15 protein-coding genes are annotated in these 19,642 nt (G+C 41.1%); 3 read left to right on the top strand and 12 right to left on the bottom strand.

Features of this window, described 5'->3' with window-relative positions; all coding sequences use genetic code 11:
* Nucleotides 1-29: 29 nt before the first annotated feature.
* From LI074_RS03955 to LI074_RS03940, 4 genes are all read right to left on the bottom strand, one after another.
* The gene (locus LI074_RS03955) at nucleotides 30-1,763 is read right to left on the bottom strand and encodes an ASKHA domain-containing protein (RefSeq protein ID WP_243868767.1); all 1,734 of its coding nucleotides are present in this window, start codon (nucleotides 1,761-1,763) and stop codon (nucleotides 30-32) included.
* A 384-nt stretch (nucleotides 1,764-2,147) separates the two neighbouring features.
* Nucleotides 2,148-2,783, bottom strand: a complete 636-nt coding sequence (locus LI074_RS03950; RefSeq protein ID WP_008705414.1) for a corrinoid protein — start codon at nucleotides 2,781-2,783, stop codon at nucleotides 2,148-2,150.
* Between the two features lie 76 nt (nucleotides 2,784-2,859).
* The gene (locus LI074_RS03945; RefSeq protein WP_026649855.1) at nucleotides 2,860-3,678 is read right to left on the bottom strand and encodes a methyltetrahydrofolate cobalamin methyltransferase; all 819 of its coding nucleotides are present in this window, start codon (nucleotides 3,676-3,678) and stop codon (nucleotides 2,860-2,862) included.
* Nucleotides 3,679-3,720: 42 nt separating this feature from the next.
* Entirely contained in the window at nucleotides 3,721-4,755 is a 1,035-nt protein-coding gene (locus LI074_RS03940) for a vanillate--corrinoid protein methyltransferase (protein WP_022380455.1), read from the bottom strand.
* A 427-nt stretch (nucleotides 4,756-5,182) separates the two neighbouring features.
* On the opposite strand from LI074_RS03940, the gene LI074_RS03935 reads away from it, so the two are divergent.
* The 3 genes from LI074_RS03935 to LI074_RS03925 all read left to right on the top strand — a co-directional run bounded on the left by LI074_RS03935 (nucleotide 5,183) and on the right by LI074_RS03925 (nucleotide 7,647).
* Entirely contained in the window at nucleotides 5,183-6,109 is a 927-nt protein-coding gene (locus tag LI074_RS03935; RefSeq protein WP_025578062.1) for a serine hydrolase, read from the top strand.
* Nucleotides 6,110-6,155: 46 nt separating this feature from the next.
* Nucleotides 6,156-7,124: an SH3 domain-containing protein gene (locus tag LI074_RS03930; protein WP_243101437.1), complete on the top strand. Its 969-nt coding sequence runs from the start codon at nucleotides 6,156-6,158 to the stop codon at nucleotides 7,122-7,124.
* A gap of 76 nt (nucleotides 7,125-7,200) precedes the next feature.
* Nucleotides 7,201-7,647, top strand: coding sequence for a phosphate-starvation-inducible PsiE family protein (locus LI074_RS03925; RefSeq protein ID WP_008705419.1), 447 nt, complete (start codon nucleotides 7,201-7,203; stop codon nucleotides 7,645-7,647).
* Nucleotides 7,648-7,812: 165 nt separating this feature from the next.
* On the opposite strand, the gene LI074_RS03920 is transcribed toward LI074_RS03925, so the two are convergent.
* From LI074_RS03920 to LI074_RS03885, 8 genes are all read right to left on the bottom strand, one after another.
* On the bottom strand, nucleotides 7,813-8,943 hold the full coding sequence (locus tag LI074_RS03920) for an Ldh family oxidoreductase (protein ID WP_022380451.1): 1,131 nt from the start codon (nucleotides 8,941-8,943) through the stop codon (nucleotides 7,813-7,815).
* A gap of 220 nt (nucleotides 8,944-9,163) precedes the next feature.
* On the bottom strand, nucleotides 9,164-11,173 hold the full coding sequence (locus LI074_RS03915) for a beta-galactosidase (protein WP_118670323.1): 2,010 nt from the start codon (nucleotides 11,171-11,173) through the stop codon (nucleotides 9,164-9,166).
* A 15-nt stretch (nucleotides 11,174-11,188) separates the two neighbouring features.
* Complete coding sequence (locus LI074_RS03910) at nucleotides 11,189-13,264, bottom strand: beta-glucosidase family protein (protein ID WP_118670324.1); 2,076 nt, start codon at nucleotides 13,262-13,264, stop codon at nucleotides 11,189-11,191.
* Between the two features lie 44 nt (nucleotides 13,265-13,308).
* Nucleotides 13,309-14,325: a galactose/methyl galactoside ABC transporter permease MglC gene (gene mglC / locus LI074_RS03905; RefSeq protein ID WP_055153308.1), complete on the bottom strand. Its 1,017-nt coding sequence runs from the start codon at nucleotides 14,323-14,325 to the stop codon at nucleotides 13,309-13,311.
* Nucleotides 14,326-14,356: 31 nt separating this feature from the next.
* On the bottom strand, nucleotides 14,357-15,850 hold the full coding sequence (locus tag LI074_RS03900) for a sugar ABC transporter ATP-binding protein (RefSeq protein ID WP_118614562.1): 1,494 nt from the start codon (nucleotides 15,848-15,850) through the stop codon (nucleotides 14,357-14,359).
* 75 nt (nucleotides 15,851-15,925) lie between these two features.
* The gene (locus tag LI074_RS03895) at nucleotides 15,926-16,981 is read right to left on the bottom strand and encodes a galactose ABC transporter substrate-binding protein (protein WP_118575352.1); all 1,056 of its coding nucleotides are present in this window, start codon (nucleotides 16,979-16,981) and stop codon (nucleotides 15,926-15,928) included.
* Between the two features lie 190 nt (nucleotides 16,982-17,171).
* On the bottom strand, nucleotides 17,172-18,596 hold the full coding sequence (locus LI074_RS03890) for an ATP-binding cassette domain-containing protein (protein WP_119243649.1): 1,425 nt from the start codon (nucleotides 18,594-18,596) through the stop codon (nucleotides 17,172-17,174).
* Nucleotides 18,593-19,627 carry a sensor histidine kinase gene (locus LI074_RS03885; RefSeq protein WP_119243648.1) on the bottom strand — a complete coding sequence of 345 codons (1,035 nt, stop codon included), beginning with the start codon at nucleotides 19,625-19,627 and terminating at the stop codon, nucleotides 18,593-18,595. The genes LI074_RS03890 and LI074_RS03885 overlap by 4 nt, the downstream gene beginning before the upstream one ends.
* Nucleotides 19,628-19,642: the final 15 nt, after the last annotated feature.

The raw sequence follows: 19,642 nt of genomic DNA, 5'->3' as shown, positions 1-19,642 counted from the left end.
TCTATAGCAATCTCATCAGGCGGATAAAATCATTCACCTGTCTCAAATCCCAGTTCATCAATAAAATGATCCTGAAAATCAGCCGAAGCAGCCAGTTCAACGAATTCAATCTTTCTCACCAGCTCATCCATCTCCAGCATTTCCTTCTCATTCACAAGTGCGATCTTCGCACCCTCACCAGCAGCGTTTCCCACTGGTTTCACTTTCTTCACAAGCGTCGCCGGAAGCAAGCCAATCTTCCCGGCACTGACCGGATCCATATAGTTGCCAAAAGCACCTGCAATATATACCGAACAGATATCATCTTCTGTAATCCCAAGCCGCTCCATAAGCATCTGAATTCCCGCTGCAATCGCAGCTTTCGCAAGCTGAACCTCTCCGAGATCCTTCTGCGTCAGATAAACCCCTCTCTCATTACCGCCTCGCTCTGGCGGTACCAGAATAAACACACCCTGCTTCTCCTGTCCACTTCTCAGCACACCATTCTCATCCAGCATTCCAGCATCCAGAAGACCCGCCACCAGATCGATCAATCCCGAACCACACAAACCAACCGCCGGCTTATTCCCAACAGTTGTATAGTTCCACTTCCCATCCTCATACTTCACATGATCCACAGCCCCGGCCGCGCCACGCATTCCACACTCAATCTTTGCACCCTCAAAAGCAGGCCCGGCCGCAGTAGAACAGGTCACCATCCGCTCCCTGTTTCCCAGAACCATCTCACCATTCGTTCCAATATCGATCATCAGAGAAATCTCTTCCTGCTGATCCTGCCTGATAGCCAGCAGACATCCACAGGTATCCGCTCCCACATATCCTGCAATATCCGAAAGCATGATCAACTCTGCACGCTCCTGCACAGCCAGACCATAATCCCCCGCATTCAGCACCAGCCTCTCACTCACAGCCGGAATATAGGGCGCATGTACCAGCGAAGCCGGAGAAATCCCCAGAAACAGATGATGCATACAAGTATTTCCCACAACACACACCTGAAAAACATCCTCTCTCCTTATCCCTGCATCCTCTGCCAGACTTCCCAACATCTCATTAACCGCTTTCCGAACACACATACTTAACGCTTCTGTTCCATGCTCCAACGCATAATTCGCCCGCATGATCACATCCGCACCATACTGCGCCTGCGGATTCATCCTGCTCTCAACTGCCAGAGTCCTCCCATCCGCACCATCCAGCAAATACCCCGCAATGGTAGTCGTCCCAATATCAAAAGCCGCCAGACACCTCCGACCAGCTTCCTTCCTCATTTCCAGAATTCGTCGTCTACTGTAAATCACATACCATTCATCAGAATCCCTGCGCATCCCATACAATTCACCCGCCAGCTTCAGATCCACCTCCATCTGCCCCGGCTCAACCTCACCATCTGTCTCCGCCAGCGCATCCAGCAGCCTCTGCCAGTCCGACCGCTTCTCCCCGGTTTTCGCCTTCTCCAGCTCAACCTGAGCCATCCGTAGTCCCGGTTCAAACACAACTTCTCTGTTAAATCCATCCGTTAAAATCTTCTCATTGCCAGCCCTGTCCAATGTCTCCACTACACAAGTCTCACCTTCACCAATCCGCACCTGACACGCCTTAACAACTTCACCATCAATCTTAACCAGACACTTCCCACATTTTCCCAGCCCGCCACAAGGCGCATCCGGCCTCAAACCCGCCCGAATCTCAGCTTCCAACACAGACATCCCGGCATTCACTTCTATCTCAATCCCTTCACGCACAAACTTAACCCAAGCCATAAAAACCTCCCACATATCCAATCCAAACATCACAACAACCAACAGCCAGCTCAGAAAAATATTTTATTTCATGTGCATTTGCAGGGGTCTTAGATATTCTTAGCTCTCAGAAATCTGCGTTATGAGCAGACTGTATCACTGTCTGAGCGAAGTTTGCAACGGAGCGAGTTTGAGAAGGCTGCTCATGCCTTTAGCAGATTTCTGAGAGGTTAGAATATCTTAGACCCCGAAACCGCACATGAAATAAAATATTTTTCTGAGCGTCCCCTTTTTCCCATTATAACACACTCCAAAAAATCCCAAAATACACGAAAGGACCACTCCACAGAGCAGTCCCCTCATAATATTTTCGCGTTATACTAATACCTGCACAAACCAATCAGATCAGGCCGCCAACTTCTTAGCCAGTGAAGCCGCACTAGCCGCATCATCAGAATATCCGTCAGCACCAATTTCCTCAGCAAAAGCTTCTGTAATCGGCGCTCCGCCAACCATAACCTTAATATTACCTCTGAAATCCGCCGCATTCAACGCCTCAACAGTCTCCTTCAGAGCCGGCATAGTAGTAGTCAGCAGCGCAGAAAGAGCAATGATCTTAACATCCGGATTCTCTTTATAGCACTCAATAATCTTAGCCGCCGGAACATCAACTCCAAGATCGATCACCTCAAATCCGGCACTCTCGATCATCATGGCAACCAGATTCTTACCAATATCATGAAGGTCACCGGAAACCGTAGCAATGATAACCTTACCAAGTGCACCTGTAGAACCAGATGCCAGATGCGGTTTCAGAACCTCAACACCTTTCTTCATAGCACGAGCTGCAACCAGCATCTCCGGAACAAAGATCTCACCATTTTTGAATTTCTCACCAACTACAGACATCGCACTGATCATACCATCATTCAGAATCGCAACCGGATCATCACCCTCATCAATGGCTTCCTGTACAGCCGGTCCTACTAATTTCGCTTTCCCTTTTTCAACTAATTCCGCAACTTCATTTATCTTAGACATAATCAAATCCTCCTGTTATTTCTCAATTTCAGATTCCAACCACTTAATTCATTTACACAGTTTCTGCAGATTCAACCTACTTCTTCTTTGTTGTACCAATTAAGCCTTCTCTGTAAGCCCCTATATATTCCATACAATAATCATCCAGACCAAGTAATGCTTCTGTTGCATAAACCAGTCCAAGCATATCCTTATTTGTCGGATCCATAATTCCACTGTCCAGTCCTGCATTCATTGCCAGTACCAGGAACCCGTAATTAATCAGCTTACGAACCGGCAGATTAAAGGAAATATTACTGATCGCTGCCGTAATATGAATGGTCGGATACTGCTCACGTACACTTGTGATCGTCTCAATATTCGTTGCAATACCATCCTCAGAAGTACAAAGCATCTCAACCAGCGGATCAATGTGAATCCTGTCCGGAGCAATTCCGTACTCTTTCGCTTTCGCCATGATCTTGTCAAAAACTTTCAGACGGTCTGCTGCACATTTCGGAATACCTGTATTGTCACTCAGCAGCGCAATTACCTGCCATCCCTCATTTCCCGGCTCAGCCATGATCGGGAAAATCGTATCAATCTTATGTCCCTCTCCTGATACAGAGTTAAAAATTCCAGGTTTCTTACAGAACTTATAAGCCTGTGCCAGAACATCCGGACTCGGGCTGTCAATTGAGATCGGAAGATCTGTAACCTCCTGAATACAGTCGATCATCCATTTCAATGTTTCCACTTCTTCCGCTTCCGGAACAGAAGCGCAACAGTCAATATAAGTAGCTCCGCTTTCCGCCTGAAGCTTTGCTCTTGCTTTAATAAATTCAGAGTCTCTTTTCGCGATCGCTTCTGCAACGATCGGGATAGAACCATTAATTTTCTCACCAATAATAATCATTTTCAAACACCTCCATAGCATCATCCTCTGCAACACCTGAGATCAGAACATAATCTGCCATGGAAGCCTTGTAGATTCAGATGCCTTAATGCCAAATTTCTCTTCATTCAGCTTGTCAATGGAATCACAGAGAGATTTATAAACACCCGGATAAACAGAACCAGGGCCACCCTGAGCGATACACGGAATAAAGTATTTGTTTCCACATTCTTCGCAGACACGACGTACCACTGCATCACAATTCTCATCTGTCCAGCCCTCAAAATCAACTGCACGATTTTCGATACCGCCCATGAAGCTGATCTTTCCGCCATATTTCCTGATCAGTTCCGGAAGATTATTGGTTTCCATACATCCCTGCCATACATCGATCCCCATCTCAATCATAGAAGGAACCAGTGTTGCTGCGTAACTGTCAGAATGATGGATAACCAGCTCAACGCCATGACTGTGATAATATCCGTAAATTTCTTTATATGGCTCAAGTAAAAATTCATCAAACATTGCAGGACTCATAAATGTACTGTCCAGTCCACCCCAGTCATCATGATGGAATAATGCATCAGGATGAAGGTTGGAACAGATACCTTCAGCAAGTTCCAGTTCCCACTCTGTCAGATATTTGATCAGATCATGCATTTCATCCGGATTAGTAATATAATAAACCAACGCATTACTGATCTCACACAGATGATGAGTCTGCTCAAATAATCCCGGTGCAACGAAAGCTGCTTTAAATGCCTGTTCTCCGTCAACTGCATCATACTGAGCCTTCACCATATCCCACTGATCCTGGGTAAATTTCAAAGACGGTGCATGTACATAGTCTTTCCAGTCTTCAATATCCTTTACCACGATCTTGTCAGGAGTATGTACAGGAAAAGAACCCGGAACTCCTTTCGGAAAAGTATTGGTTACCCCCCATGCATTCACTACATTTTCCTGTCCGGGCTGAAGCAGCGGGTTTGTAAACATAAACGGATGAAAAAGAAGCTGCACTGCTTCATACTGATTAACAAATCTGTCAGGATTTCCGCCTTTTATAACTTCCAGCATATTCTGTTTCGGTGTTAACATATAATCTACCTCCTCATGCAATATGAAAATGCCCCCACATTCCCACATTTATTTGTTTAATTTGTCGTTCTTTATCTCGTTTCTGATGATTTTATTGTAGCATTTATATAATTCAAAATATATAATCAGATATGCGGATTTTTCACGCCCGTATTCCTACAAATTGTATGAACGCATCTCAAGTATTGTGCCAACAGTAACCGGCAGCCATATAATAAATTTTAAAATCAACCGTAAATACACTTGTAACACAACTCTTAACACTGTATAATTTTGTACATACAGATATCAGATTTTAAAAATCATTTGTGCTTGCACAATAAGACTTTTAAATCTGATTTATCTAAACATGAAGAAATACGATTTATATAACAGATCAACAGATTCCGAATGTTTTACAGTAAATATTTAACAGGTGGTGAACGCAATGTTTTCAAAAAAATTATTAATACCTCTGCTATCGCTCAGCCTTCTTGTTACTCCTGCATACAGCAGTCATGCTGCTGAAAATGCAGAGGCCGCGGGAACATCCGTAGAAGGTCAGGGAATGCTTTCCCCTTCTTCATCTTCAGAGAGTTCTGAAAGCGTCTTTAACGGTTCCGGGGCAGGCACATCTTCAGAACCGGTCACAGATGAGAAACTGGAGACAATTTTAAAACAGGTTCAAAGTCAGCTTCCCGCTGAAAACGGAACCTGGGCTGTTTTCATATCCGATCTTGTAAATGGAACCGAGGGCAGTCTTAATGATCAGAAAATGCAGGCTGCAAGCCTGATCAAGCTCTATATCATGGGAGCTGTCTACGAGAATTATGATCAGATAACCGGACAATACGGCAGAGATTCTGTAGACTCCAATCTGTACTCCATGATCACAGTCAGCGATAACGATGCAGCCAATACCCTGACAACTTATCTTGGCGGCGGTGATTCCGCAGCAGGTATGCAGGCTGTCAACAGCTTCTGCCAGGCACATGGCTATGACCAGACTCACATGGGACGTATGCTCCTTGCCAGCAATGAGAATGATGATAACTACACATCTGTAGGAGACTGTGGTCATCTCCTGCAGGAGATTTATAAACAGGATACATCCGGCTACACCCATGCCACTGATATGTTTAATCTGCTCAAGGCACAGACACGCTGTAACAAAATTCCCGCACAGCTTCCGGAAGGAGTCAAAACCGCAAATAAAACCGGAGAACTTGACAACGTGGAAAATGATGCCGGAATCATCTATGATTCCAAAAATGACGTAGTAATCGTATTTATGTCCCAGAATCTCTCAAGCGCCGGTTCCGCACAGAATACAATCGCTACCTTAAGCAGAACGATTTACGATTACTATAATTAAATAATGTACTCTCAGAGTACATAATAACCCAAAGGAGGGGTTCACTATGAAAAAAAGAAAAAATATTGCAATTCCCATGATTCTTGCAGCTACGATTGCTGCTGTATCTGTACCCTGCAGCTCACAGATCGTTATGGCATCTGACACTTATCAGGTAGGTGTAAGTAAAGGGTATCTGGCTCTGCGCTCTGCCATGGCTTATGATTCCTCCAACGAGATCGGCGAGCTGTATTCCGGTGATACTGTTGAAGTTACAGAATATACCACCAGTGATTACTGGTACGTCTATTCTCCAAAACTGAACAAATCCGGATACGTAAATAACGATTACCTGTATTTCCTCTCATCACAGCCGACAAGTTCGTCCGGTTCTTATACTGTCAGTGTTGCCAAAGGTTATCTGGCTCTGCGTTCTACAAAGGCTTATGACTCTTCTAACGAGATCGGACAGTTATACTCCGGTGATACAGTAACAGTTTCTGACAGCAGTGATCCTCAGTACTGGTATGTCTATTCTCCGAAACTGAACTTATCCGGCTATGTAAATAAAGATTACTTATATTACAGTGGCGATACTGCTGCCAGTGCACAGAGTTCTTCCGGAGATTCAAGGACTGTCAGTGTTGCCAAGGGTTATCTGGCTCTGCGTTCCGCAAAAGCTTATGATTCCTCCAATGAGATCGGACAGCTGTATTCCGGCGATACAGTTCAGCTTATCGACACCAGCGATTCCCAGTACTGGTACGTTTACTCTCAGAAGTTAGGAAAAAACGGATATGTAAATAAAGATTATCTGATTGGCGGAACAACCACATATGCCACCAGAACAGTCAGTGTTGCTACCGGTTATCTGGCTCTGCGCTCTGCGAAGGCTTACGACTCTTCCAACGAGATCGGACAGTTATATTCCGGCGATACAGTTCAGCTTGTGGATACAACTGATGCACAGTACTGGTATGTTTACTCCCAGAAACTCTGCAAATATGGTTATGTAAATAAAGATTATTTATATTAATCTTTTTCGTAACACTATAAACAGTTACACTTCTTTACATTCACCATATACAACAAAACAGAAAGGACTCACAGTTATGAGCCCCAAACGACAGGTTAACCATAACATTCGTAAACACTTTAACACAATCATTTACAATATTTCACGTTACGCGGAAATTGCTCTTTCTATGGTAATTCTGCTGGTGATCGCACTGGCAGGCTTCCGGCTGATCATGGAGGTTGCAGATACTTCTGTTATGTCCATGGATACAGAATTTTTCAGCACTTTCCTTTCCCAGGCTTTGTCTCTGGTAGTAGGCGTGGAATTTGTAAAAATGCTCTGCCAGCATTCCGCACAGACAGTTGTTGAGGTTCTGATGTTTGCCACAGCACGTCAGATGGTAGTCGAACACCTCGGGCCAGCAGAAACTCTTCTTGGCGTACTCAGTATCGCAGTTCTGTTTGCGATCCGCAAATATCTTATGACAGACAACGATGACATGAATGCTCATAACTGTCCGAAGAATACTGAAGAAAATTAAAGGAAACAAAAAACTGCATATCAGATACGATCTGTAAATTCTACCGGTCGTATCTGATTATGCAGTTTCTTTTTATTTCCACATGCTGATAAACGGGCGTCTCAAAAAAAGTAATTTTATATGATATATTCTATAGTTATGGTTATCAGCATGATGGGCGCTTATTTAATAATTACCACTAAAGAACTTACTGTCCTTCGGCAGTTCATAGCCCTTGAAGTAAGAGCCAAAATCAACCTTCAAATAATTGCAGAGGTTGGCAAGCTCAACCATTGTGTTGTCATTTACAGGAATGCCATTCTCTCTGCGCTCTTTTTCTGCAAATACTTCCTTCTCACCATGAGTATAAATCTGCTCTGCGCCTTCTGCCTTTGGACTCTGACGAAGAGTTTCCAGATATTCGGAAAAATGCGCCCTGATATCATCTGCATTTCCGAAGATTGCGGGATCAATGGCAGCAAATCCATGACAGATACCTGTCTTGTCTTTAAATGTACAGCATTTATCAGAAGTAACACCCATGGAAAAGATGGAGCTGAAAATCTCGCAGAGCATTCCATAACCGTAACCCTTATGACTTCCGTTTACCTCTTTATTACCACCAAGTGGCATGATTCCGCCGCCTTTCTTGGCAACAATATTGGCAAGTACATCCGGGGCATCTGTGCTTTCCTGACCATTTGCTCCCAGAGCCCAGCCCTGTGGAAGTGGTTTTCCCATCTTATTATACATTTCCAGTTTTCCTCTGGTAACTACTGTTGTGGAGCAGTCAAAAAGGAATGGATAAGGTTCTGCCGGCATTGCCACTGCAATGGGATTGGAACCAAGCATTGCTTTTCGTCCAAAGGTAGGTACCATGATTGCTTCCGAGTTGGTACATGCCATACCAAGTAAGCCCTGTTTGGAAGCCATTTCCGCATAATATCCTGCAATACCGAAATGATTGGAGTTTCTTACAGATACAAATCCAACACCTGTTTTCTTCGCCTTCTCAATAGCTTTCTCCATTGCAAAATGGGAAATCAGCTGTCCCATACCGTCATGTCCGTCGATCACTGCTGATACAGGTGTCTCAAATACGACCTCAGGTTTCGCATCCGGATGGATGGTTCCCTTCTCAATTCCTTTATCATATCTTACCATTCTCTGCATTCCATGGCTTTCAATCCCGTACAGATCTGCGGTAAGCAAAACATCCTTGATGATATTCGTCTCTTCTTCATTAAAACCAAATTTACGAAATACGTCGTGGCAAAAAGTATTTAATGTGTCATAACTCCATTTTACATATCCCATAACTGCAAAGCCCCTCCTTATAGTATTACCTCTTCTTATATTGGTTATACCAATCAATTTGTTAAAATGATTATATTACCATCGCTTTTAAAAATCAACTGTTTTTTCTGATTTTATTTTTCTTTTTTTCTATAACATAAACAGGGCGAGTAATTCTAAATGAATTGCTCACCCTGCTCTAGAACTGCCTGCTTCACAGCAGCTCCCCTTCATTATTTTTTTAATTTGCTTCTTTTAAAATTGCAACATCATATGGTTTTAATTCAACAACATTCTCCACTGTTTCATGTGTGATCATATTCTCATATGACTGCTCCATTGAAACTATAACTGAATGGTCATTATAGTTCAAAATAAACAATGCATCATTTGTTCCATCTGTAGCATCTACAACTTCTACACCATCAACTTTATATAAATCCATATCAATCCCTGCTTTTCTTCCCAGATAAACAGCCAACATTTTCATGGCTTTTTCATCCAGATCGCAGCCAAGGTAATATACCTCACCTTTTCCTGTCTGATTTACAGTCATGCATGCTTCACCTGCATAGAAATCAGAAGTATATCTGCCAAGTATTTTTGCAGTAACCGGTTTCACTATATCACACCACATATGTGCAGTTCCGTTGCCAAATACACCGGATGCAGCTGTTGTTTTCTCAAGAAGCGGATCATAATCTTCAACTTCTACACCTGCCAGGTCTGCAAATACACCTGGTACAGTTTCTGTAAGCATGTTATTGTACATATCTTTGATTCCACTTCTGAATGAGAACAGAATTTTTCCACCTGCCTGTGCATAAGACTCAATGTTCTTCTTTCCTTCATCTGATACCATCATCAGCATTGGTGCAAGAACAAGATCATATCCATCTAATTCTTCTTCTGCTGTCACGAAATCTACCGGAATTCCCATATTCCAGAATGGGCGGTAATAATCAAGCAATAAGGAATCATAGTATAATCCTTCTACCTGACGATGGATGGACTGGCTCCATTCACTGTCAAAGGATTTAATGATCGCAACACGTGCTCTCGGCATCAGTGCCTGATAGCTCTTACTTAATTCTTCCATTTCTGCTCCCACCTGGGAAATCTCAGCATATCTTCTGTTTGGTTTTCCATCATGATTCAAAATACCATGCCAGAGCTCTTCTGTTCCAAACGGACATGCTCTCCAGCGGAAGTATACAACTGTATCAGCTCCATTTGCTACAGACTGATATGTCCACAGACGGAGTTTTCCAGGTGTTGGTGTCGGACCCATCTTGCTCCATCCACAGGGACCGGACTGCTGTTCCATAACCCAGAATGGTTTCTTTTTATAACTTCTTAGTAATGCATGGTCTCTTGATACTGTTTCCGGTTTTGCTTTTCCCCACTGGAATTCAATGTAATTATCCCATGTTACGAAGTCAAATTCTTTGGATAACTTAAAGTAGTCGATTCCTGTTCCTGAATTAATTGCAGCATCCAGAAGATTACTGGTTATCGGAAGATCAGAATATTCTCTGATCGTCTTTACAGATTCTTTTGTAAAATCAATTACGGAATCGCTGCAGAAACGATAATAATCTAACAACAGTGCAGGATTCTGTCCCTGTGTGTCATGGCAGGTATCATAGCAGGCTCCTGCCTTCGGGATGATCAGTTCATCGAAGCTTCTGTATATCTGACTCCAGAAAGTAGTTCCATATGTTTTATTCAGATTATCAATGGTACCATATTTCTCTTTCAGCCAGTTACGAAAACGATTTTCGCAGGATTTACAGTAACATCTGGTTGTATTTGACCATCCCAGTTCATTATCTACCTGCCATGCTTCAATTGCAGGATGTTTTGCATATCTCTTTGCAATAAGGGTATTTAATTTTTTTGTTTTTTCTCTGTATGTCTCACTGTTAAAGCAGTAATGCTTTCTTGTTCCGAAGAGCTTCGGATTTCCATGAATATCATTCTGAAGAATATCTGGATACTTATCTATCATCCATTTAGGAGGGGTAGCTGAAGGTGTACACATTACTACCTTGATTCCGTACTTTCCAAAAAAATCCAGTGCCTCATCCATCCAGTCAAATTCGTATTTTCCTTCTTCAGGCTCATAAAGGCTCCATGCAAATTCACCAATTCTGATTACTTTGATATTTGCTTTGACCATCATCTCTGCATCTGTTTTCCAACGCTCTTTTTCCCAATGTTCTGGATAATAATCCGCACCAATTCTCATAGTATTTTCTCCCTGTTATTTTCCAAATTCAAATTTCACGGATTTTAATGCTTCTTTACAGCTGCAATCACCTGTATATGCAATATATGTAATATCCTCTTCTACAAAATCATCTTTTTCTTCTGAATAATAAGCCATATCCTTCGAACTTACCTGAAGAGAAACTTTCTTTTCTTCTCCCGGCATTAATTCTACTCTCGCGAAATCTTTCAAGATTTTAACCGGACGATCTACAGCACTTCCCTCACATCCGATATAAAGCTGTACAACTTCTGCGCCTTTTACATCTCCTGTATTCTTTACATTAACAGAAATCTTTGCTGTTTTATCAAATACTTCAACTGTCGGCTCGCTGATGTCAAATGTTGTATAGGATAAACCATAGCCAAACGGATACAAAACAGGAATGTTTTCTTTATCCATCTTGCAGTAGCCATGATAGTATTCATACTCTGCATATGTGCAGTCAGGATCAAAATCAGGATAACTGTCTTCGGAAAGTGCTACTGTATATGGAAGTTTACCGCTTGGGCAAACATCACCGAACAGAATATCTGCCAGTACATTCCCGCCTTCCATTCCACTGTAGAAGGAGAAGATAATTGCAGGAACATCTTTTTCCCACTCATCGATCAGGATCGCACTACTTCCGATAATGGAAACGACAGTATTCGGATTCACACCCTTTACACCATGAATCAGATCGATATCTCTCTGATGAAGTCTCATGCTTGCTCTGTCTCCGCCCATTCCGGCAATATCACTTCTATCAGCCAGATATTCTCCTTCATCGCTATGGATATAACCGGCAACGATCACTACTGCATCAGCATCTGCTGCAAGTTCTTTTGCACGTTCCAGATCACTTCCGTCATTATAAAGGATCTGTGCTTTCGGCATTTTTTTCATCAGGCCTTTAAATGGCGTAACTGTATAATATGGATGAACCTTACTGGAACCATGGTCGCCGATATTTTCTGTATCTCCCAGTACTCCAAGAACTACGATCTTCTCTGTTTTCTCTTTATCAAGCGGAAGTACATGATTTTCATTCTTCAGAAGTACCATCGATTCTTCTGCTGCTCTCTTTGCTACTGCTATATGTTCCGGGCATGCAAGAATATCTTCTGTATATTCCTGCGGATCTTTTCTTGTCTCATAATAGAGTACAGTACGAAGAATGTAACCAACTGCTTCATCTACATCTTCCATAGCAAGAGTTCCGTCTTCAATTGCTTTAGGGATCTGTTCTGCATAATGACAGATACATGGCATTTCAACATTCATTCCACTCTTTACTGCCTTTGGACCATCTTTTACAGCCCAGAGGAAATCAGATAAAGTAAATCCCTCGAATCCCCATTTATCTCTGAGGATATCTTTTAACAAATATTTACTCTCAGATGCCTGTTCTCCATAAACTTTATTGTATGCTCCCATTACAGAAGCCGCGCCTTCTTCAATACATCTCTTGAAGTGAGGAAGATATACTTCAAAAAGTGTTCTCTTATCTGCATGCACATCAGCTTTAAATCTCGCATTTTCAATACTGTTCATTGCGAAATGTTTAATGCACGCCATAACATTCTGGCTCTGAACACCTCTCGTCAGAGCTGCCCCCATTTCTCCCAGATGATAGGTATCTTCTCCGTAGCACTCCTGCGCACGGCCCCAGCGTGGATTTCTTGGAAGATTGATGCACACACCGCCGTAATAGTTTCCGCCCACTGCACGAACCTCTGCACCGATCACTTCTCCAATCTTCTCTTCCAAATCACGGTCAAAGCTGGCACCTCTTGCCATAGAAACAGGAAAGCAGGTGGCAGATCCGGCAACAACACCTCTTGGTCCGTCTACGAAACGGATATTCGGAATTCCCAGACGTTCTACTGCCTTTGTCGGATATGGCTTTACATTATAGTGTTCGATCAGGAACAGATCATCCAGTAATTTCTTCTCTGTAACCTGGCCTGACATTACACCGATCTTCTCATCCAGTGTGAGTTCCTGGATCACTTCATCTACATATTTCTTTATTGTTTTTTTTGAACAATTTTCTGTCAGTTTTGTTCTTTTTACTACATCCCTCATCCTTTACTTCTCCTTTCATAATTGCACTTGTCTGATGTTTATTTTTATTTTCTCTTTGCATATTTTCTCATGTCAATAATAACAGCAAGAAGAATGATCAGACCTTTTACGATATACTGCCAGTACATGTTTACACCAATGAATGCAAGGCCATAATTGATAACTGTGAACATCAGAACACCAATTACGATACCGCCTACACTACCAACACCACCTGAAAGAGATACACCGCCGATTACGCAGGCAGCAACTGCATCCATTTCATATCCGTTACCGGTTGTATTGGAAGCACTTCCGATACGTCCTACTTCCAGGGCTGCTGCAAATGCATACATCATACCTGCAATTGCGTAAACCATAATCTGTGTCTTTATAACATTTACACCGGATACTTTTGCAGCTTCCGGGTTACCACCTACTGCAAACATATATTTACCAAATTTTGTTTTATTCCATACGATCCACATAACTACACATACTGCTGCGGCAATGATGATCAGATACGGAATCTGGAAATCTCCGATTCCAATGGAACCAATTGCAATCTGAGTTACTTTTGAATCAATACCACCAATTGGCTGTGCACCATATGGCGGACGGTCAAAATAAATAGAAGATGCACCATATAAGATCAACTGCATACCAAGCGTTGCGATAAACGGCGGTACTTTAAATACTGCAACAAGCACACCGGATATTCCACCAAGTACAAGACAGATTGCCAGTACCAGTAATAATGGAACGATCAGCGGAAGCTCTTTTAAATTCGGATACATTCTGTATGCATAGTCCGGATTCTGAACTAAAGATGCGAAGATAACTGCTGCCAGACCGATCATACGTCCTGTGGAAAGGTCAACGCCCTGCACTACCAGTACCATTCCGGCTGCTAATGCAATAATAATCTTAGTTGATGACTGCGCAAAAATATTTTTAAAGTTATTGAATGATAAGAATCTTGGTTCTACTACCACAATTGCAACTAACAGGATAATAAAAACCAGATAAATTGCTTTTTCAGCAATAAGTTCTTTAATTGAAATGTTCTTTGAATTTTTCACCAGAATCCCCTCCTGAGTTCGTATTGAAAGATCAGATAAATCGGGCCGCTGCCTGCATAACATCTACCTGTCCTACTTCTTTTGAATCAAATATAGCTGATTGATGTCCATTGCTCATAACCAGAATCCTGTCGGAAATTCCGAACAGTTCCGGCATTTCTGAGCTTACTACGATAATTCCTTTTCCTTGCTCAGCCAGCTGGTTGATCAGCTGATAGATTTCAAATTTAGCACCTACGTCAATACCCCTGGTAGGCTCATCCAAGAGCAGGATATCAGGATCTGTCAGCAGCCATCTGCCCAGAATTACTTTCTGCTGATTTCCTCCTGAAAGGTTTGCGATCTTGGACTTCATTGACGGAGTTTTTACTTTCATGGCATTTATCATTTTGGTAATATCTGCTTTCATTTTTTCTCCGTTTAAAAGTCCCGTCTTCTGATATTTCGGTAAATTGGAAATTGTCATATTAAATCCAACACTCAAACCTCCAAAAATACCATCCGATCTTCGTTCCTCTGTCAGCATTGCAAATCCATTCGCCATTGCCTCTTTTGGACTTCTGTTCTGAACTTCTTTTCCTTTTACCAGTATCTGACCTTTGCCTTTCATTCTTATGCCAAATAATGTTTCAAGGATTTCCGTTCTCTTAGATCCTACTAATCCGGCGATTCCAAGGATTTCTCCCTTATGTAATTGAAAATTAACGCCCTCAAATCCTGGATTTAATGTACCGAGGTCTTTTACTTCCATTAATACATCACCTATCTTGGCTTTCTTTTCCGGATAGCGGTCTTTTAATTCTCGTCCAACCATCATTTTGATGATCTTATCAATGGTCAACTCACTGGCAGGTTTTGTATCGATCCACTTGCCATCTCTCATGACTGTTACATCATCAGAAATACGCAAAATTTCTTCCATTTTATGTGATATATAAATAATACTGGTATTCTTTTTCTTAAGCTTTTCTATAATCTTAAAAAGATGCTCTACTTCTTTCTCTGTAAGCGATGAAGTCGGTTCATCCATTACAATTACTTTTGAGTTATACGAAACTGCTTTTGCAATCTCTATCATCTGTTTTTGTGAAACTTTCAGGGTTCCTATCTTAACCTTCGGATTTACCTGAATATCCAAATCATCGAAAATCGCTTTTGTGTCTTCATACATTTTCTGGTCATCTACCAGACCATGCTTCATTGGAAATCTTCCAAGCCACATATTTTCCATAACTGTCTGATTTAATACCTGGTTCAGTTCCTGATGCACCATGGATACATGATTCTGTAATGCTTCTGATGGGCTGGAAAATTTAATGTTTTTGCCATCCAGAATGATTTCGCCCTCATCAAATGAATAAATACCGAACAGACATTTCATTAATGTGGATTTACCTGCACCATTTTCTCCCATAAGAGAATGCACTGTTCCAGGACGTACACATAACGTTACATCGTCAAGTGCTTTTACACCAGGAAACGATTTTGAAATATGCTTTAATTCCAATATATATTCTGTTCCCATTTTAAAATCCTTTCCCTCTTTTTTATTACAGGCATCCGTTTAAAACGAATGCCTGCCTGTAAAATCAGTTATTTTTTATTCATAAGTTGACTTTGCTAAATCAAGATTATCTTTGGTGATTGCCTGATATGGAACTCGTACAGCTTTTGCTTCTTCTTCCACTTCTACACCTTCGATTCCATCCACAGCGTCTTTACCACTTGTAAGGTTCTCTGCCATTTTTACAATTGTCTGTCCCTGAGTCTTAGCATCCTGTAATACGGAACCTGTGATCTCACCGCTTTCAATCTTGGAAAGAATTTCAGGAAGAGCATCAATTCCATAAATCGGAATGTATTTGCTGCTTTCTTCTCCATCTGTATTAAATCCGGCTGCTTCTACTGCTGATAAAGCACCAAGTGCCATTGCATCGTTTCCTGCTACGCAGCATTCAATTTCGTCACCGTATTTAGATACCCATGCATCCATTTTTTCTTTTGCAGTTGCTGTTACCCACATTCCTGTATCTTCTGCAAGAAGGTCAATCTCAATTCCTGCATCTTCGATCGTGCTCTTGAGATAATCACATCTCGGCTGGGATGCTGTATGTCCCGGGTCACCCATCAGATATACAAGCTGTAATTTTCCATCACCGTTTTTATCCATTTCCGGATGTTCTTTCCAGTAGTCGATTACCATCTGTGCCTGAATAGATGCACCATAATCTCCACCTGTAGATGTTACCTGATAAGCATTTTCATAAGAATTAATTACATCGTAATCTGTTATCTCTTTGTTGAAGAAAATGATCGGAACATTTCCTGCGTCTTTACATTTCTGGATCAGTGTCGGAGCTGCTGTTACATCACATACAGAAACTGCAACTGCAGAAGCGCCTTTAGCCAGCATTGTATCAACCTGATTGTTCTGTGTGGACTGGTCATTCTGTCCATCTTCGATGTTTGTTTTAAAGATTCCATCGCATGCATTTGTAATCGCTTTTCCAATATAAGAGTTGAAGTTATCAGAAGCTGAATAAATACCTGCACCAAGAATCTTCTCATCATCAGCCTTTACCTGTGCTGCACCTACGCCGCCAACACCGGCTACCATTACTGCTGCCATTAAGACACTTAATAACTTTTTCTTCATTTGTAAACCCTCCCATTAGTTTATTTTACGCGTTTGTTATTTTGTATATTCATATTAACTTTGAGGTCCTATTTTTTCAACTTTTGATATTTAGATTAAGGGGGACATTCTTTTGTTTCTTATTTTTGTACAAAAAAAAGACGAATTATCCAAATTTTTTATCATTATTGCACATTCGTCTTTTTTTGTTTTACCATTCTTCTTCTCTTGTCAGCACACCGTGCTTAATAAACATGGATTCTCCCTTGATTTTATTCATAATTGCAAAGTTAGCAGTAAGAAGAATTACTCCGATTCCTCTTTTCTGCAATGCTCCGATCATCTTTCTTGTAATTTCCCTCATATTAATATCCATATCTGTAAATGGATTCTCAATGATCACAATCTTTGGCTGATACACCAGCCATTTTTCATAGGCCAGCTTCTGTAGTTCTGCATTTCCAATATTTTTCAGTTTCTTCTTATTCAGCTCATCGTTCTGAAGGAAATCACTTACACTTCTGGTATACTTTTTCGCAAACCAGAATCCTCTTACCTTTTCATGCAGCGGCACACTCACATTTTCCGTTGCACTCATATTATCCAGGATCATGCTCCTATACGGTGCTTCTGTTATAAACCCTACGCCCTCACGTACTGCCTGGCTCATATTTGATACCTTATACAATTTCTCAGAAATATAAATCTGTCCTTCTTCAATGCTCTCTTCTCCCGAAAACATTTCCCAGAAACTGCTCTTGCTTTTTTCATCTGAATAATAAATCTTAAGCAGCTCTCCGGAACACAATGTAAAATTAAGATTCTTCAGATAACAGGTACTTACATCTCTTACTTCTAATACATTGTTCTGCCCATTTATTACTTTCTGCCCATAGGCTCCAAATGTTTCTGCCTTATTTTCATATATCAGAGCTTTCAGAACTTTACTCAACTTACAGTTTAACTGAGAAATCCCAGATACAAATGTAGTTCTTCCATTTTGAACAACTGCAATAGATTCCATCCATTCCATAATAAAATCTTCAAATCCTACTGTAACCAGAAATGACATCTGGGATTTCATTTTGTCAATAAGAGAAAACACTTCTCCCAGATCCTTTTCTGATAAAAGGCTGGTAATCTCATCCAGAATCACAATTTTCTTTCTTTCCTCATAGGCTTTAAGTAATTCTATAATAACCTTTTCCTTGGCAGATAAATTTCTGACTTTATGAGGCATATCATCCGAAATATTCAGTTCCGTCCTTAACTTCTGGAAACGTTCTCTATACTCTTTCTGATCCAGAAACAGTTTTCTGTCTGAAAAAAGAAATATATTATCTTCTATCGTAATAGAAGGCAGTAATTTACTTTTAGAACCAATCACCGCCACCTGCTGTTTTAACAATCTGGCAGCTTCTTCATAAGCTTTCCTTTCCTCATTTACAAAAATCTTTCCTGAATAAAGTAAAACATCTCCAAGCAGCATATCAATAAAGAGCTTCTGTTCCAGAATATCATCGAATACGATTCCTGTTATTTCTCCCTGAAACAGTTCCAGAGACAGATCATCAAATATAACATTATTCCCTTTTTTTATCTTTCCGCCTTCTATATTCAGTAATTCTCTTTTCACTGATTTCTCTGCTCCCTGTTTGTAATGATCGGTACCGATATCCTGACTTCTGTTCCAAGATTAGGAATACTATAAATATGTATTCCATATTCATCCCCAAATAACAGCTTAATACGCCTGGATACATTCGGCAGAGCAATACCTCCACGTTTACGCTTCTCTTCTGTCAGCGGCCCTGAAGTTATCTCCAGTCTCTGGTTGATCTTTATAAGCTCTTCTTCGTCAATTCCAATTCCGTCATCATGAATATTGATCAGAAGTTTCTTCTCTGTCATCTCCAGTGAAATGGTGATAACTCCACCTTCTGCTTTCGCTTCCAGACCATGGAAAATTGCATTTTCAACTACAGGTTGCAAAGTAAGTTTAGGGAGTTTACATTCCAGGATCCTTGCATAGTCATCCGGAAAATTAACTCTCATATCCAGTTTATCTCCAAAACGATACTGCTGTATTTTAAAATAATTCTCTACATTCTCCAGTTCATCTTCTACTGAAACCAGATTTCCTGTATCCGTGATGGTATATCTGAAAAATGTAGACAATGCTTCCGTCGTATCAGCAATACTATCAATTCCTTCACATAGCGCATCTCCTCGTATTGCTTCCAGCGTATTATACAGAAAATGAGGATTGATCTGATTTTGCAGTGCAAGAAGTTCTGCATGTTTTGTCGATAACTCAATAATGTTCTTTTTATCCAATATGGAATCCAGCTTCTGCATTACTTCATTCTGCTCTGGAAAAATCTGATAATCCTGATCAATCAGTTCCTGAAAACTTCCACTCTGTATAAAATGTTTGAATAATTTTCTGGTCTCATTACATGGTTTTATCAGAAACTTATAAATAATCACATAAATGCTTCCTGTAATAACTATCTCTGTCACAACAACCACCATCATAGAAAAGAATCCCAGATATCCTTTCGATGCAGCCCATATAACTTCTATAAACTGAAGACCTGCCCCTAATCCCAGAAGAACCCACAAAAAATTAACTGCCTGTCTGCTAAATATATTTCTTTTTTTCATAGTTTTTGCACCTGC

This window comes from Blautia sp. MSK18_10 (assembly GCF_020553185.1).
Lineage (GTDB): Bacteria > Bacillota > Clostridia > Lachnospirales > Lachnospiraceae > Blautia_A > Blautia_A wexlerae.
This window is presented reverse-complemented; position numbering and strand designations above follow the sequence as displayed.

Excerpts from the sequence above, each read along its gene's own strand:
- LI074_RS03930 (WP_243101437.1), top strand. The coding sequence starts at position 6,156 with ATGAAAAAAAGAAAAAATATTGCAATTCCCATGATTCTTGCAGCTACG.
- LI074_RS03895 (WP_118575352.1), bottom strand. The coding sequence starts at position 16,981 with ATGAAGAAAAAGTTATTAAGTGTCTTAATGGCAGCAGTAATGGTAGCC.
- LI074_RS03885 (WP_119243648.1), bottom strand. The coding sequence starts at position 19,627 with ATGAAAAAAAGAAATATATTTAGCAGACAGGCAGTTAATTTTTTGTGG.
- LI074_RS03955 (WP_243868767.1), bottom strand. The coding sequence starts at position 1,763 with ATGGCTTGGGTTAAGTTTGTGCGTGAAGGGATTGAGATAGAAGTGAAT.
- LI074_RS03900 (WP_118614562.1), bottom strand. The coding sequence starts at position 15,850 with ATGGGAACAGAATATATATTGGAATTAAAGCATATTTCAAAATCGTTT.
- LI074_RS03910 (WP_118670324.1), bottom strand. The coding sequence starts at position 13,264 with ATGAGGGATGTAGTAAAAAGAACAAAACTGACAGAAAATTGTTCAAAA.
- LI074_RS03935 (WP_025578062.1), top strand. The coding sequence starts at position 5,183 with ATGTTTTCAAAAAAATTATTAATACCTCTGCTATCGCTCAGCCTTCTT.
- LI074_RS03940 (WP_022380455.1), bottom strand. The coding sequence starts at position 4,755 with ATGTTAACACCGAAACAGAATATGCTGGAAGTTATAAAAGGCGGAAAT.
- LI074_RS03920 (WP_022380451.1), bottom strand. The coding sequence starts at position 8,943 with ATGGGATATGTAAAATGGAGTTATGACACATTAAATACTTTTTGCCAC.
- LI074_RS03925 (WP_008705419.1), top strand. The coding sequence starts at position 7,201 with ATGAGCCCCAAACGACAGGTTAACCATAACATTCGTAAACACTTTAAC.
- LI074_RS03950 (WP_008705414.1), bottom strand. The coding sequence starts at position 2,783 with ATGTCTAAGATAAATGAAGTTGCGGAATTAGTTGAAAAAGGGAAAGCG.
- LI074_RS03915 (WP_118670323.1), bottom strand. The coding sequence starts at position 11,173 with ATGAGAATTGGTGCGGATTATTATCCAGAACATTGGGAAAAAGAGCGT.
- LI074_RS03945 (WP_026649855.1), bottom strand. The coding sequence starts at position 3,678 with ATGATTATTATTGGTGAGAAAATTAATGGTTCTATCCCGATCGTTGCA.